At 72.7% G+C, this 14895-nt stretch carries 18 protein-coding genes; 17 read left to right on the plus strand and 1 reads right to left on the minus strand.

Annotation, left to right across the window (positions count from 1 at the left end):
- Window positions 1–231: 231 nt before the first annotated feature.
- Window positions 232–2415 (minus strand): DUF1996 domain-containing protein, encoded by a 2184-nt coding sequence (locus tag B1H29_RS02620; RefSeq protein ID WP_167392507.1) that lies wholly within the window; start codon window positions 2413–2415, stop codon window positions 232–234.
- 518 nt (window positions 2416–2933) lie between these two features.
- Between B1H29_RS02620 and B1H29_RS02625 the strand changes: the two genes are divergently transcribed.
- The 17 genes from B1H29_RS02625 to B1H29_RS02705 all read left to right on the plus strand — a co-directional run bounded on the left by B1H29_RS02625 (window position 2934) and on the right by B1H29_RS02705 (window position 14894).
- Entirely contained in the window at window positions 2934–3398 is a 465-nt protein-coding gene (locus B1H29_RS02625; RefSeq protein WP_055421315.1) for a hypothetical protein, read from the plus strand.
- On the plus strand, window positions 3395–4195 hold the full coding sequence (locus tag B1H29_RS02630; RefSeq protein WP_055421314.1) for an SDR family NAD(P)-dependent oxidoreductase: 801 nt from the start codon (window positions 3395–3397) through the stop codon (window positions 4193–4195). The genes B1H29_RS02625 and B1H29_RS02630 overlap by 4 nt, the downstream gene beginning before the upstream one ends.
- Window positions 4196–4300: 105 nt before the next feature.
- A complete protein-coding gene (locus B1H29_RS02635; RefSeq protein WP_055421313.1) occupies window positions 4301–4960 on the plus strand; it encodes a class I SAM-dependent methyltransferase in 660 nt (219 codons plus the stop codon).
- Window positions 4961–5056: 96 nt separating this feature from the next.
- On the plus strand, window positions 5057–5380 hold the full coding sequence (gene gvpO / locus B1H29_RS02640) for a gas vesicle protein GvpO (protein WP_055421312.1): 324 nt from the start codon (window positions 5057–5059) through the stop codon (window positions 5378–5380).
- A 36-nt stretch (window positions 5381–5416) separates the two neighbouring features.
- Window positions 5417–5932 (plus strand): gas vesicle structural protein GvpA, encoded by a 516-nt coding sequence (locus B1H29_RS02645; protein ID WP_055421311.1) that lies wholly within the window; start codon window positions 5417–5419, stop codon window positions 5930–5932.
- Window positions 5929–6711 carry a GvpL/GvpF family gas vesicle protein gene (locus B1H29_RS02650; RefSeq protein ID WP_055421310.1) on the plus strand — a complete coding sequence of 261 codons (783 nt, stop codon included), beginning with the start codon at window positions 5929–5931 and terminating at the stop codon, window positions 6709–6711. The genes B1H29_RS02645 and B1H29_RS02650 overlap by 4 nt, the downstream gene beginning before the upstream one ends.
- A gap of 4 nt (window positions 6712–6715) precedes the next feature.
- Window positions 6716–6994: a gas vesicle protein GvpG gene (locus B1H29_RS02655; protein ID WP_055421309.1), complete on the plus strand. Its 279-nt coding sequence runs from the start codon at window positions 6716–6718 to the stop codon at window positions 6992–6994.
- On the plus strand, window positions 6991–7614 hold the full coding sequence (locus B1H29_RS02660; protein ID WP_055421308.1) for a hypothetical protein: 624 nt from the start codon (window positions 6991–6993) through the stop codon (window positions 7612–7614). Before B1H29_RS02655 ends, B1H29_RS02660 begins: the two co-directional genes overlap by 4 nt.
- Complete coding sequence (locus B1H29_RS02665) at window positions 7611–8489, plus strand: SRPBCC family protein (protein WP_055421307.1); 879 nt, start codon at window positions 7611–7613, stop codon at window positions 8487–8489. The genes B1H29_RS02660 and B1H29_RS02665 overlap by 4 nt, the downstream gene beginning before the upstream one ends.
- An 18-nt stretch (window positions 8490–8507) precedes the next feature.
- A complete protein-coding gene (locus tag B1H29_RS02670; protein WP_055421306.1) occupies window positions 8508–8852 on the plus strand; it encodes a gas vesicle protein in 345 nt (114 codons plus the stop codon).
- Entirely contained in the window at window positions 8849–9799 is a 951-nt protein-coding gene (locus tag B1H29_RS02675; RefSeq protein WP_079159982.1) for a GvpL/GvpF family gas vesicle protein, read from the plus strand. Before B1H29_RS02670 ends, B1H29_RS02675 begins: the two co-directional genes overlap by 4 nt.
- Complete coding sequence (locus tag B1H29_RS02680; RefSeq protein ID WP_234393168.1) at window positions 9796–10044, plus strand: gas vesicle protein; 249 nt, start codon at window positions 9796–9798, stop codon at window positions 10042–10044. The genes B1H29_RS02675 and B1H29_RS02680 overlap by 4 nt, the downstream gene beginning before the upstream one ends.
- Window positions 10041–10334, plus strand: coding sequence for a gas vesicle protein K (locus B1H29_RS02685; protein ID WP_055421305.1), 294 nt, complete (start codon window positions 10041–10043; stop codon window positions 10332–10334). Before B1H29_RS02680 ends, B1H29_RS02685 begins: the two co-directional genes overlap by 4 nt.
- Window positions 10335–10436: 102 nt before the next feature.
- Window positions 10437–11546 (plus strand): substrate-binding domain-containing protein, encoded by a 1110-nt coding sequence (locus tag B1H29_RS02690; RefSeq protein WP_055421304.1) that lies wholly within the window; start codon window positions 10437–10439, stop codon window positions 11544–11546.
- A gap of 143 nt (window positions 11547–11689) precedes the next feature.
- Window positions 11690–13021 (plus strand): ABC transporter substrate-binding protein, encoded by a 1332-nt coding sequence (locus B1H29_RS02695; protein ID WP_055421303.1) that lies wholly within the window; start codon window positions 11690–11692, stop codon window positions 13019–13021.
- Between the two features lie 26 nt (window positions 13022–13047).
- On the plus strand, window positions 13048–14034 hold the full coding sequence (locus B1H29_RS02700; protein WP_055421302.1) for a carbohydrate ABC transporter permease: 987 nt from the start codon (window positions 13048–13050) through the stop codon (window positions 14032–14034).
- The gene (locus B1H29_RS02705; RefSeq protein WP_055421301.1) at window positions 14031–14894 is read left to right on the plus strand and encodes a carbohydrate ABC transporter permease; all 864 of its coding nucleotides are present in this window, start codon (window positions 14031–14033) and stop codon (window positions 14892–14894) included. The genes B1H29_RS02700 and B1H29_RS02705 overlap by 4 nt, the downstream gene beginning before the upstream one ends.
- The last annotated feature ends 1 nt before the right edge of the window (window position 14895 follow it).

The following is a 14895-nucleotide window of genomic DNA, read 5'->3' on the forward strand; positions in this document are numbered from 1 at the left end:
GCTCCCAAAAGCCTCTCGGGGAACAGGCTGCGCCCGGGTAAAGGGAATGGCAATAGTTGAAATGCGCCAGATGCCGTCCGGCGATGGCGCGTTCGATGCGGTCGTGACCGCGGGCGGGTAGGGCCTGGCCCTACCCGCCCGCGGTCAGAACGACGTCCTGCCGGCGTCATGCCGGCGTCACACCGAGGTCATGCGGCGTCCTGCCGGCGTCATACCGAGGTCATACCGGCGTCACAGCGAACGTCGCCTGGAGCGGATCAGCAGCACACAGCCGCCGGCGAAGAGGACGCCTCCGACCGCCGCGGGCCACAGGCCGAGGCCGGAGCCGGTCTCCGCGAGTCCGCCCTGCGCCGCCTGCGGCTCGGTCGCCGACCCGGCGTCGTCGTCACCACCGCCGCCCGCGCCCTGTGTCGTCCCGGGTGCGGCCTGTGCGCCGCTCGTGTCGTCCGGGGTGTCGGCGGCGGGTGTCGTGGCCGCCCTGGGCTCGGCGCCCGGGGAGGCGTCGTCGTTCCGGTCCGGGGCCGGGGGCGCGGACTTGTCCCCCACGTCCTGCCCGGCGTCGTTCCCTGTCCGGTCCCGGTCGCCCTTTCCGTCGTCGTGCCCGTCCTGGCCGGAGCCCACGGGTGCGGAGGCCGTGGCGGTCTGCTCGGCCGGGGGCCCGGAGGGGGCGGGGTTCTCGGTCGGCCGCTGCTCCTGCGGGTCCTCGGTGGGGTTCTCCGCGGGGTTCTCGGTGGGGTTCTCGGTGGGGTGCTGCGCGGGGTCCTCAGCGGGGTTGTCCGCAGGATCCTCGGTGGGGTTCTCGGTCGGCTGCTCCTGCGGGTCCTCGCCCTGGCCGGGCTCCGATCCCGGGGGTGTGCCGGGACCGCACTCGCGGCCGTCGTTGATGCAGTCGACCATGTCCCGCATCAGGTCCTCGTCGAAGACGTTGATGAAGTCGCTGTGGTCCGTGACCGGCTTGTGCAACTGCTCGGGGAAGGAGTCCACCGCGAACAGCGGCACGGTCTTGCCCCCGTCCTGCAGACTGGGCGCGTCCACGTCGTACACGACACGCTGGACCAGCCGCGGAATGGGCCGGAACCCGTCCGGGCAGCGGCCGTCGGCGGCGGCGAAGGCCACGTGGGTGCGGTGGTTGGCGCTGTCGATGTTGCGGCCGTCCCAGCAGCTCTGGAAGGTGAAGGTGCGCACCACGTCGCTGCCGGACGGGCAGAGCGGGTACTTGTCCTTCAGTTGCCGGTCCTCGAAGCCGGTGCAGCTCCAGGAGGCGTTGGCGTTGGTGTTGCCGTTGACGAACGCCTTCGCGTCACCGGTGATGATGCGCAGCAGTCGCGGCATCTCCGTGACCTTGCCGCGCTCGTTGCCCTCGAACGTCAGCGTGACCTCGGCCGGTGTGACGATCTCACCGGCGTTGCCCTCGATGCCGCCGCCGGGTGACTGGGCATCCTGTTCGACGGTGCCGTTCTGGAGGCGGAGCACCGGCCAGTAGTACGAGGACTTGTCGCCCTGGTCGGCGCAGCTCGTGGCGGCGGCGGCCAGGTCCTCGTCGGCGGCGAAGGCGTCGTTGGCCTGGTTGCCGACGTAGTCGTGGAAGTGGTGGGCGCCGTTGCTGACACCAGGGGCGGCGATGAGGTTGTCCGAGTTGAACAGGCCCTCGGCGTTGACGCCGCAGTCGGTGGCGAAGGACCCGCGCGAGGCCTTCTTGCCCTGGGGCGCCTTCACGACGTTGGGCCGGACGGACTCGATGTCGACGTAGTCCGCCGCCACGGGGCCGTTGCCCGCCTGTCCGCCGTTGCCGGGCTGCTGCCCGTCACCGGGCTGTTCGCCCTCCCCCGCTTCCTCGCCGTCTCCGCCGTTCGCGGACTCTTCGCCCTTGCCGTTGCGCCCCTGGTCGTCCGGGGCACCGCCGGGCGTGTCCGCCGTGGCGACCTCGGTGCGGCGCAGCGTGCACTCCGCCAGGGTGTCCAGGCCCTCGGGGCGGTCGGCGGCCTTGTCGATGGCCGCCGCGATGCGCTCGATCGTCCCGGCCCGCTCCTTCTTCAGCGGGTCGAGGATGGCCTTTTCGTCGAGCCTGCCGTCGTTCGCGGTGCGGGCGGCCTCCTGGAGCTGGCGGTAGGCGGTGGCGATCTGCTCGTCGAGCCGGGCGAGTTCGGTGTCGACGTCCGGCCTCGCCTGCTCGGGGACCGTCGTCAGCCGTTCGCTCAGGTCGGGGCAGTCGACGGTGGCCGCCACACCGGAACTGCCCAGGGGAACAGCGGTGTCGCCGGCTTCGGTGGCGGAGGCGAACACGTTGACGGCCACCAGGCCGCCGCCTCCGAGTATCAGCGCGAATGCTCCGAAGGTCGCGCGGCGCGCCCCGGTCGGGCGTCTGCGCCTGTTGTGTCCCAAGGCGTGCTCCTGTGTCGTGGCGGACTCGGACATGAAATGCCCCCGCTCCATACGGAGTCGGGGGCCGGAGCGTTCAAACGCCTCGAGGATTCTCAGCGATCCCTCATCTCACGGGCGCGGATCAGCCGGACGACGGGGTCGCCCTCCCCCTTCTCCGGCCGCGCGACCGCCCCGACGGCCTCCGTCGGCGGCAGCACCCCGCAGATGGAGCCGGAGAAGCCCAGCCGACCGCCTTGGACCAGCCTCCGAGGGAGCCGCCCGGCGCCACGGCGAACGACGCGTCGTCGGCGACGGTGAACCGGCCGCGCCCGGGGGCGGAAGGGGCCGAAGGGGGCCGGCGCAAGGACCGCGGGAACCGCCAAAGGGCGGGCGCAAGGACCGCGGGAACCGCCAAAGGGCGGGCGCAAGGACCGCGGGAACCGCCAAAGGGCGGGCGGGGCGCGGGCGAGGCGCGCTCGGACGGCTCCTGTTAGGCGCCCCGGTTCGGGGAACCCGGGGACCCGCCCGTCGTACGCACCCGCGCGGCGGCCCCACGACGAGGAGGCGTCCCGATGTCACTGACCAGAGGTCTCGTCGCCGGAGCGGCCGGGACCGTCGCGCTGAACCTCACCACGTACGGCGACATGCTCCTGAACGGCCGGGGGTCCAGCGACGTGCCGGTCCAGGTCGCGGACCGGTTCGTCGACCGGGCAGGCATCCGTCTGGGCGACGAGGCGGCCACGTCCAACCGTGAGCAGGCCGCCGGGGCCCTCCTCGGCTACGTCACCGGCCTCGGAGTCGGGGCCGCGTACGGACTGCTGCTGCGCCGGCGTGGTGCGCTGCCGGACTGGGTGGCCGGCCCGTTGCTGGGCGCGGCCGCCATGGCGGCCAGTGATCTGCCGGCCACGGCGCTCGGGGTGACCGACCCGGCCGCGTGGGACCGGACGTCGTGGGTGTCGGACATCGTGCCGCACCTGGTGTACGGGTTCACCACGGCGTCGGTCTACCAGGCGCTGCGACGAACGGAGGCGTCATGACGGGCAGCAGGCCGCTCGCCCTGGTCACCGGGGCCTCCAGCGGAATCGGGTACGAACTCGCCAGGCTGTTCGGGGAGCACGGCCACGACCTCGTGGTCAACGCCGAGGACGACCGGCTGGAGCACGCCGCCCAGCGGCTGCGGGAGACCGGCGCCGAGGTGCGGGCCGTGCGCGCGGATCTCCGTACCGCCGAAGGCGTGGACCGGCTGGTCGCCGCCCTGACCGGACACGCCGTGGACGTCGCGGCGCTCAACGCGGGTGTGGGGCGGGGCGGCGCCTTCGTCGACACCGACCCGGCCGACGACCAGTCCGTCATCGACCTCAACGTGACATCCACCGTGCGGCTCGCCAAACCGTTGCTGCGGGACATGGTGGCGCGCGGGGTGGGGCGGCTGATGTTCACGTCGTCGGTGGCCGCGACGATGCCCGGCTCCTTCCAGTCGGTCTACAACGCCTCGAAGTCCTTCGTGCAGTCCTTCGCCCAGGCGCTGCAGGAGGAGGTCGCCGACACCGGCGTGACGGTCACCTCCTTCATGCCGGGGCCTACGGAGACCGACTTCTTCCGGCGGGCCGGCATGGCGGACACCAAGGTCGGCACCATGGACAAGGACGACCCGGCGCAGGTCGCCCGGCAGGCGTTCGACGCGGTCATGAAGGGCCGCGGGAAACTGGTCACCGGCTCACCGAAGACCAAGGCGCAGGGAGTGGCCGACAGGGTCCTGCCGGACCGCGTCAAGGCCGCCGTGCACCGCCGGATGGCCGAGCCGGGAACCGCACCGGACGGCGACGGCCGGTAGGACGGCGGGTGGGGTCGGCGGCACCGCCCGGAGCGCCCCTTGTCCACGGCTCGCTCCCGGTGGAACGATGCCCGCGGCACCGCTCAGCCCACCGGAGGGACCGTCGTGACCGACGAGCAGCAACGACCGCCGGCCGCCGCCGTCGTCTTCGACGCGCTGGGCGCCGAGTACGAGAAGGCGTTCGCCGGCTCGACGACGCACCGGCACTCGCTCGAGTGGCTGCTCGGGCGGCTGGAGCCGGGCAGCCGGGTGCTGGACGTGGGCAGCGGCACGGGCCGGCCCACCGCCGAGACCCTCGCGGGTGCCGGGCACGAGGTGCTGGGCGTCGACGTCTCCCCCGTGATGGTGGAGCTGGCGAGGCGGCGGGTGCCGGCCGCCACCTTCCAGTGCGCCGACGTCCGTGACGTACCGCTCGCGGACGGCTCGTTCGACGCGGTCTGCGTGTACTTCTCGCTGCTCCAACTGGACCGGCGGGAGCAGGCGGACCTGGTCCGGCTCCTGGTGAGGGCGCTGAAGCCGGAGGGGTACATGGTCCTGGCCACCGTGCCGCTGGACGTGGAGGGCGTCGACGCCACCTTCATGGGGCAGCCGGTGCGGGTGACCAGCTTCGCCGCGCAGGACCTGACCACCGTGGCCGAGGAGGCCGGCCTGGAGGTGCTGGCGCAGGAGGCGTCGCTGTTCACCCCGGCCCACCCGGACGCGCGGCCGGAGCCGCACCTGTTCCTGCACTGCAGGCGCCGGGCCGCCACCCCGCCGGGCGTCTGACACGCCGCACGTCGCCGGAGGGCGGTAGGCCCCCGTCCAGCCCCGGATGGGGTAACTGCGCACGCGCGGGCCGGGGTCCACGGCCAGAGTGGCAGCATGACAGAACCTGGCGAGCGGCGGCGCGGCACGACTTCCACGACCACGCGCGAGCGTGCCGTTCGCGTTCGGGGCGCTCGGGACGCAGCCGAGCGCGCCGCGGACGCCCTGTCCGAGCTGATCCGGCACCGCCTGGAGGGCGTCTCCGCGGTGTGCCGGAGCGAGGACGACGGCTGGATCGTCAACGTGGACGTGCTGGAGGTGGCACGCATCCCCGACACCACCAGCCTGCTCGCCACCTACGAGGTCGAGCTGGACTCGGCGGGCGACCTGCTCCGGTACCGCAGGGTCGGCCGATACCGGCGCGGTGCCCAGGACCAGTGACCGGACCGTGAGGCCCGCATCCGGAAGGACCACCGCATGATCACCTACGACGACGAGGTCGTCTGCGCGCCCCGCGCCGGAACCCTCTACGACGTCCTCGAACTCATCCTCGACCGCGGCATGGTGATCGACGTCTTCGTGCGCGTCTCCCTGGTCGGCATCGAGATCCTCAAGGTGGACGCCCGCATCGTGGTCGCGAGCGTCGACACGTATCTGCGGTTCGCCGAGGCCTGCAACCGCCTGGACCTGGAGCACGACGTGCGCTCCAAGACCGTTCCCGAGATGTTCGGCAGTCCGGTCGCCAAGACCATAGGGAGGGCGGGCGCCAGGCGGTCGGCGCGCTCCCTGACCGACAAGGTGCGGGACATCCTCACGCCCGAGGAAGCGGCGGCGGAAGCGGAGGGGGCCCGGCCCCGCGAGTACACCCGTGAGCGCGCGGAACGCGGCCGGGGCCCCCAACGGCCCCGGACCCGGCCGGCCGGCCGCCCCCGCGACGAGGGCGACCAGCCGCGCAGCCGCCCCCGCCGGCGCACGGAGACGGAGGACGAATGACCGCGCCCACCACCACCGACAGCACCACCACCGACGCCAGCACCACCACCGGCCCGGAGGCGCTGTACGTCTACGGGATCACCCCCGCCGGGGCCCGCACTCCCCGCTCCCTGGGGGTCGGCGGTGCCACCGTACGGCTGCTGACCGGGACCGGCTTGTGCGCGGCGGTGTCGGCCGCGCCGGCCCGGCTCCGGCCGCGTCGCCGTGACCTGCTGGCCCATCAGGCCGTACTGGACGAACTGGCGGCACAGGGGCCGCTGCTGCCCATGAGGTTCGCGGTGCTCAGCCCCCGGCCGGACGTCCTGCTCTCCCAACTGCGGACCGACGCGACCCACTTGTCACGGCAGCTCGACGCGGTCCGGGGGTGCGTCGAACTCAACGTCAAGGGGGCGGTCGTGCCCGGCCACTTCGCCGATCTGGTCCGCCGGGACGAGACCCTGCGGAACCTGGCCCTGCGGACGCGACGCCGTCCGGACTACGAGGCCAACGTCCGGCTGGGTGAGGCGATCGCCCGCGGTGTCCGCCGCGAGGCGCGGCGCGCGGCCCGGGAGGTCCTCGACCATCTGACCCCGCTCGCCGTACGCACGGTGCGGGGTACGACCGACGACGAGCAGGTGCTGAGCGCGTCGTTCCTGCTGCGCTCCGCCGACGAGCGCCGCTTCCGGCAGGCGGTGGAGGCGCGGGCACGGGACTGCGGGGACCGGCTGGCACTCAGCGTGACCGGCCCCCTGCCGTGCTACAGCTTCGTCGACCCCGCTCCCGCGCCGGCCGGGCGGTGACGCGATGGGCATCGTGAGCGGTCTCCTGCTGCTGCCCCTCGCCCCGGTGCGCGGCACGGCGTGGATCGCCGACCACCTGCTCCGGGAAGCCCGGCGCCAGGTCCACGATCCGCGCGCGGTCCAGGCGCGTCTGGCCGCACTCAACCGGGCCCTGGACGAGGGCGCCATCGACGAGGCCGCCTTCGAGCGGGAGGAGGAGCGTCTGCTCGCCCTCCTCGAACGCCCGTACCGGCCGACCGGACGCACCCCAACCATGGATCGAGCGCAGAGGAGGCACGGATGAGCGACAGCAAGGCGGTCATGGCGGCTGTCGTGGCGGGCGGGTATCTCCTGGGTCGCACGAAGAAGGCCAGACTCGCCTTCGTGGTCGGCTCCTACCTCGTGGGCCGACGCGTGGGTCTGTCACCCGGCCAGGTGCTTTCCCAGGGCCTGACAGGGCTCCAGCAGACTCCGCAACTCCGGGAGCTGACGGACCAGGTGCGCGGTGAGCTGCTGACCGCCGTACGCACGGCCGTCACGGCCGCGGCGGACCGCCGGCTCACCGGCCTCGCGGACACACTCCGAGACCGTACCGACGCACTCACGGGCACGGGCACGGGCCGACAAGGCGACGGGGACGACGAGCGCGGCCCGTACGACGGGTACGACGCATACGACGAGTACGACCCGGACGACGCGGACGACGACGCACCGGACGAGGCCGCCTTCTTCGACGCCGAGGAGCGGGAGGAGGACCGGCGGCCGGCGCCGCCCAGGAAGACGGGCGAGAAGGCTCCGCCCGGCAAGCCGGCACCTCCCGCGAAGAAGGCCGCGAAGAAGGCCGCCGAGAAGACCGCCAAGAAGGCCGTGCCCGCGAAGAAGACGGCGAGCCCGGCCCACCGGCACGGAGGTGTGCGCCGATGACCCCCACCCGGCAGGAGGACGGCGCGCCCTCTCCCCTCGCCGACCTCAAGGACGCGCTCGGCGGGTACCTCGCCGCCAAGGGGCACAGCCTCGTGGGCGGCGCGGGGCAACGAATCGGCGGGCTGACCGAACGCCTGACCGAGTCCGCCGACGACCGCGGTTCCGGAGGCGGCGGTGCGGGGGGCGGGGCAGGCGGCGGCAGTGTCAAGGCGACGCACATCATGGAGACCGTCGACATCGGCGTCCCCCTGCGCACCGTCTACGACCAGTGGACGCGGCTTCAGGACTTCAGCGGCTTCACCAAGGGCGTCCGCAGTGTCGGCACCGACGACGAGGTGACGTCCGACTGGAACGTCAAGGTCGGCCCGTCGAGCCGCGGCTGGAAGGCCACCGTCCGGGAACAGGTCCCCGACGAACGCATCGTCTGGACCTCCGAGGGCGCCAAGGGCAGTACCAGTGGGGCGGTCACCTTCCACGAGCTGGCGCCCCGGCTGACCCGGGTCGTCCTGGTCGTCGAGTACTACCCGGCGGGCTTCTTCGAGAAGACCGGCAACCTCTGGCGTGCCCAGGGTCGCCGGCTGCGGCTGGACCTGAAGCACTTCGCGCGGCACGTGACCCTGATGGACGACGAGGAGGTGGAGGGCTGGCGCGGCGAGATCCGCGACGGCGAGGTCGTCAGGAGTCACGAGGAGGCGATGGAGGAGGAGAACGCCGAGGATGCCGAGGACACGGAGGACGAGTACGAAGACGCCGACGAGGAGGGTGGGGACCAGGACACCGAGTACCAGGGCGAGGAGGGTGAGTACGACGACGAGGACGCAGAGGACGCAGAGGACGAGTACGAGGACGACGAACGTGCCCGCCCGTATCGCTGACGCCGGCGGGAGCACGCGGTGACCGACGTCGACCTCCGGTACGCCGGCCCGGATCCGCAGCCCTACGCGCCCGCGACCGGCAACCTCGCCGACCTGCTCGAACGGGTCCTCGACAAGGGCATCGTCATCGCCGGCGACATCAAGATCGACCTGCTCGACATCGAACTGCTCACCATCCGGCTGCGGTTGTTCATCGCCTCGGTGGACACCGCCAAGAAGGCGGGCATCGACTGGTGGGAGACCGACCCGGCGCTGTCGTCCCGGGCGGCGCGGGACGCGCTCGCGGAGGAGAACGAGCGGTTGCGCGCCCGGCTCGACGCCCTTGAGGGGGCCGCCGAGGAGACGGCGGGGGCCGCGCGGTGAGCGCGCCCACGGCCGGACCGGCGGCGCCCGGCCTCGTCTGCGCGTTCGCCGTGGCGCGCACTGCGCCGGACCCCGCCGCGCTTGCGGCGGCGACCGGTCACGAGGAGGGCGGTCCGCTGCGCGTACTGCGCGCGGGCGGCCTGTGCCTGGTCGTCCAGGACGTCCCGGCCGCGTTGTTCGACGAGGAGGCGCTGGCGGAGCGGCTCAACCGGCCCGGGGACCTGGAACGCTGCGCCCGTGCCCACCACCGGGGCGTCGAGGCGGCGGCCGGGCGGGGGACGGTCGTGCCGCTGCCGATGGCGACCCTGTACCGCGGCGACTGGAGCGCGCGGCAGGCCGTCGCCTCTCGGGAGGCGGTGCTGGGCGCGCTGCTCGACCGGCTGCGGGGCCGTACGGAGTGGGCGGTGAAGGCGCACGCCGCCGAGCGCGCGAAGGGCACCGTCGGCGGTGCCGGCGCACCGGCCGGTTCCGGAGCCCCGGGCGGAGGGCGCGCCTACCTCAGCCGGGCCAGCGCGCGGCGGCGCGACCGGCAGGACGCCCACGGGAGAGCCCTGGCCGAGGCGGAGGCCGTCGACGCCGAACTGCGGCGGCACGCCGTCGCCGCGACGCGACACCGCCCGCAGAGCGAGCGGCTGACGGGCCGGTGCACGCCGCAACTGCTCAATGTCGCCTACCTGGTGGAGGACGCGGAGAGCGCCGCCTTCCGGCGGGCCCTGGCCCGGCTCGCCGCCGAAGGCCGGCACCCGGCGATGGAGATCAGCGCCTCGGGCCCGTGGATCCCGTACTCCTTCGCCCGCTGGGACGAACACCAGGACGCCGCGAAGCCGGACCCTACGGAACCGGACCACACACCACCGGACCGCCCACCACCGGACCGCCCACCACCGGACCGCCCATCACCGGACCACGCGGCACGGTACGCCACGACGCGGGAGGCCCGCTCATGACCGCCCTGGACACCCGTACGCCGGGGCCGGACCCCGTGCCCTGGGGCGGTCCCGAGCCGTACGCGCCGGTGGGGGTGCCGCTGGTGGACCTGCTGGACCGGGTGCTGGCGACGGGTGTCGTCGTCAGCGGGGACCTGGTCCTGGCGATCGCGGACGTGCCGCTGGTGCGGATCTCCCTGCACGCCCTGCTGTCGTCGGTGAACGAGCGGGTGCCCGCCCCCTGGCCGGACAGCGGACCGCTGTGACCGCCCCCCGGGCCCACGCGCTCGACCTGGACCCCGAGCGGGTCACGAACGACCTGGCCGCCCTCGTCCTCACCGTGGTGGAGCTGCTGCGGCAGCTCATGGAACGTCAGGCCGTGCGCCGCTTCGACGAGGGCACGCTGAGCGCGGAGCAGGAGGACCGGCTCGGCACGGCGCTGATGCTGCTCGACGAGCGCATGGACGACCTGTGCGAGCAGCACGGCCTGAGCCGCGGCGACCTGAACCTCGATCTCGGGCCGCTGGGTCCGCTCCTCGCGGACCCGGAACCGTAGGGGCCGCCGGGGCCGGGAGGCCGCGCACACCCCACCCAGGACGAACGATCGCTATGATGACGGCGAATCGCTCAAACGAACATTCACGGGTGGGGAGGCCTGATGCGGGAGCCGGTAGATCTCAGGCGCCAGCGGATTCTGGCGGCGGTCCAGGCGCGCGGTACCGCGCGGGTGCGCGATCTCGCCGACGAGCTGCAGGTCTCCGTGGTGACGGTGCGCCGCGACGTGGAGGAGCTGACGCGCGAGGGCAGGCTGCGCCGCGGGCACGGCGTCGTCCGCTCGACGCTGCCCGCCCAGGAGGTGCCCGCGAAGAGCACCGCCGACGGGGACCGGGTGGCCGTGGTGGTGCCGGAGCGGCACTCGTACCTGACCGAGACGCTGCACGGCGCCCGTACGGTGCTGGAGGAGGCCGGAGTGCGCCTCGCGCTGCACATCGCGCCCCAGGCGGCCGGCGCGGAACGCCCGCTGGTCGAACGGGCCCTCGCCGACGGCGCGCGCGGTCTGCTGCTCGCGCCCCGGTGGAACACTCTGGCCGCCGAGGAGGCCGACCACGGGTGGCTGTCGGCACTGGAGGTGCCGACGGTGCTCATGGAACGGCGCCCGCGCCGCGGCAGCACGCCGCACGTGCTGGACTCCGTGTGCTCGGACCACTGGTACGGGGCGCACCTCGCGGTGGAGCACCTGGTGGAGCTGGGGCACCGGCGCATCGTGTTCGCCACCCGGGACGACAGCCCGACCGCGCGCACGCTGCGGTCCGCGTTGGCCGAGATCGCCGGCGCGCACCCACTGGTGGAGGAGTGGGCGTGGGCGCTGAGTACGCCGGAGTCGGGTCCCGAGGGGCCGTACTCCGCGGACGAGACGGCCGAACTGCCGGTGCTGCTGCGCAAGACGGGGGCGACCGCGGTGGTGCTGCACGGTGACGTGGACGCGCTGATGATCGTGCAGCGGCTGGCGGGCGACGCGGTGCGGGTACCGCGGGACTGCTCGGTGGTGGCGTACGACGACGTGGTGGCCGGACTCGCCACCCCGCCGCTGACCGCCGTGTCCCCGCCCCGGGCGGAGGTCGGCCGGGTGGCCGCCGAGCTGCTGCTGGAGCGCCTGCGGGAGGGCCGCGGCCATGCCGCGCGGCGCGTCGAGCTGCTGCCCCGGCTGATGGTGCGAGGCTCGACACAGCGCGTGGCTGTCGAGGAGCCGGGACCGGAGACTCCATGATCGATCCGAACGAATGAGCGTTTGAACGCTTTATTTTCTTCTGATCGATCTATTGACCGTTTCCGCTGGAGGATTCAGGATTCCCGTGTCCCGAACAGTCGTGTCCGCATCCACGCGGACCCGCAGGAGCCGCGGGAGGCGCCATGCCCGGACGACCCAGCCGTCGGTCCGTGCTCGCCGCGATGGCCGCCGTACCCCTGGCAGGAGCCGTGAGCGCCTGCAGCGGGGGGAACGGCGCCTCGTCGGCCCGCACGAGCACCACCACGCGCGTCACCTTCTGGTCCGCCCTGCGCGGCAGCCAGGAGGTGGTCGACGCCTTCAACCGCACACACCGCAACATCCAGGTGGAGTTCCAGCAGATCCCCTCCGGCGGGCAGGGCGGCTACGCCAAGCTCAGCAACGCCGCCCGGGCGGGCAACGCGCCCGACGTCGCCACCATCGAGTATCCGCAGGTGCCGGGGTACGCCATCGACGGTGTGGCCCGTGACATCACCGACCTGGTCAGCGACGGCCTGCGCCGCAAGCTGCTGCCGCAGGCGCTCGGGCTGACCACGTTCGAGGGCCGGGTGTTCGCCGTGCCGCTGGACGTCGAGCCCATGGTGATGCACTACCGCGCCGACCTGTTCGACCACTACGGCCTGCGGGCCGCCCGCACCTGGGACGAGTTCGCCGAGCAGGCCGCCACCGTGCACCGCAAGGCGCCCGACCGGCGGCTGGTGCTGTTCCCCACCGACGGGATGACGCAGTTCGCCTGCTACGCCTGGCAGGCCGGAGCCCAGTGGTTCGACACCTCGCGCGGCGCCTGGAACGTCTCCCTCGCCGACGCGCCCTCCCGGCGCGTCGCGGACTACTGGCAGGGGCTCATCGACCGGGACGACGTCTTCATGAACGCCGTGGAGAGCAGGCAGTCCGACGCGCAGATCGGCAACGGCCTGGTCCTCACCCGGCTCAGCGGCGCCTGGGACGCCGGTGCGCAGATGAACGCCCGGCCCGGGCAGAAGAACCAGTGGCGGATCGCGCCGCTGCCGCAGTGGGACACCGGCAGCCCGTCCGCCGGCACGCACGGCGGCTCCACCTTCGCCGTCACCGAGGACAGCCGCCATCCCGAGGCCGCGATGGAGTTCATCGAGTGGCAGGTCTCCCACCCCGACGCCCTGCGCGCCCGGCTCTCCAGCGGCACCAGCAGCCAGTACCCGGCCGCCCCCGACCTGGTCCCGGTGGGCCGCGACGCCTTCGACCGGTCGTACTACGGCGGGCAGGACATCTACACCCTGTTCGAGCAGGAGGCCGAGAAGATCGGCGGGCAGTGGCTGTGGGGCCCGCGGATGAGCGCCACCCAGAAGGTCATGCAGGACTCCTTCGCCCGCGTCGGCGCCGGCCAGGGCTCCCTCGTCGAATCCCTGCGCACCGCGCAGGAGGGCACCATGCCCGACCTCAAGGCCCTCGGCCTGTCCACCACCCAGCACAGCACCTGAGCCGACGAAAGGCAGGTGACACCCCCATGACCACGACCACCCAGCCCCGGGTGCCGACCGGCGCGTCCCGCGCCACCGCCCCGGCGCCCTCCGCGTCCGGGCTGCGCGCCCGCAAAGCGGCGAAACGCCGGCAACTGACCGCCGCCGGCGTTCTGATGACGCCGTTCTTCGCCCTGCTGGTCACCGTCTTCCTGATCCCCGTCGGCACGGCCGTCTACCTGAGCTTCTTCAGCGACGACCAGCCCGGACTCGGCTTCGGCCCCGAGCGCAGGATCTTCGTCGGGCTGCGGTCCTACGCCGCCGTGCTCACCGACCCCACCTTCCTCGGCGGGCTCGGCACGGTCGCGCTGTACTGCCTGATCTACATCCCGCTGATGGTCGTCGGCGCGCTCGCCCTGGCCCTGCTGCTGGACTCCGGCGTGGTGAGGCTGCGCGCCCTCGCCCAGCTCGGGCTGTTCCTGCCGCACGCGGTGCCCGGCATCATCGCGGCCCTGATCTGGCTGTACCTGTACACGCCCGGCATCAGCCCGGTCATCGAACTCTTCGCCCAGGGCGACATCACGATCGACTTCCTCGGCATCCACACGGTGATCCCGTCCATCGTGAACATCGCCCTGTGGAGCAACCTCGGCTACAACATGGTGGTCTTCTACGCCGCCCTGCAGGCCGTGCCCCGCGAGGTGATCGAGGCGTCCGTCGTCGACGGCGCCGGTCCGGTGCGCACCGCGCTCCAGGTCAAGACGCCGCTGGTGCGGGCCTCGATCGTCATGGTCGCCATCTTCACCCTGATCTGGGCGCTCCAGCTCTTCACGGAGCCGATGCTCCTCAGCCAGTCCTCCCCGATGATCAGCTCGCGCTTCTCGCCGAGCATGTACATCTACGACGCGGCCTTCACCCGCAACAACTACAGCCTCGCGGCCGCGGCCTCGGTGGTCCTGCTGGTATGCACCATCGCCCTGTCCTACGGCGTCACCCGCTTCACCAGCCGCGCCGACACCGAGGAGGCCCGATGAGCGCCACCGACAGTTCCCTGCTCCGCCCGAAGCTGCTGGGGCGGGCGACGGTCAACGTGGTCGTCGCGATCTCCGTCCTCTACACGCTGCTGCCCGTCATGTGGCTGGTGCTGGCCGCCTCGAAGGACCGGGACGCGCTGTTCAGCAGTGACCTGCTGTCCCTGAGCGACTTCTCCTTCGCGCAGAACCTCGCGGACCTGTTCGCCATGGACGGCGGGCTGTACGGCCGCTGGTACGTCAACAGCCTGCTGTACGCCGTGCTGGGTGCCGCCGTCGGCGCGCTGGTGAGCGTGGCCTGCGGCTACGCCTTCGACAAGTACCGCTTCCGGCACAAGGAGAAGCTGTTCGGCCTGGTGCTGGCCGCGGTCATGGTGCCGCAGACGGTCCTCGCGCTGCCGCTGTACCTGATGGCCTCCGAGGCCGGCCTGGTCAACACCTTCTGGGCCGTGTTCATCCCGGTGCTGTTCAACCCGTTCGGCGTCTATCTGGGCCGCATCTTCGCGCGGGGCTACGTGCCCGACGAGGTACTGGAGGCGGCGCGCGTGGACGGGGCGGGCGAGCTGACCACGTACGCCCGGGTGGCGCTCAGGATGCTCGGCCCCGGCCTGATCACCGTCTTCCTGTTCCAGCTCACCGCGATCTGGAACAACTTCTTCCTGCCCATGGTGATGCTGTCCGACCAGGACCTGTATCCCGTCAGCCTCGGCCTGTACCAGTGGAACAGCTCCGCGTCCGTGTCGCCGGAGTACTACCCCGTGGTGATCATGGGTTCGTTGCTCGCCGTGGTACCGCTCATCCTCGCCTTCGTCCTGCTCCAGCGCTTCTGGCGGAGCGGGCTGACCGCCGGAGCCGTCAAGTGAC

The sequence above is a fragment of the Streptomyces pactum genome (genome assembly GCF_002005225.1).
Taxonomy (GTDB): Bacteria; Actinomycetota; Actinomycetes; order Streptomycetales; family Streptomycetaceae; genus Streptomyces; species Streptomyces pactum_A.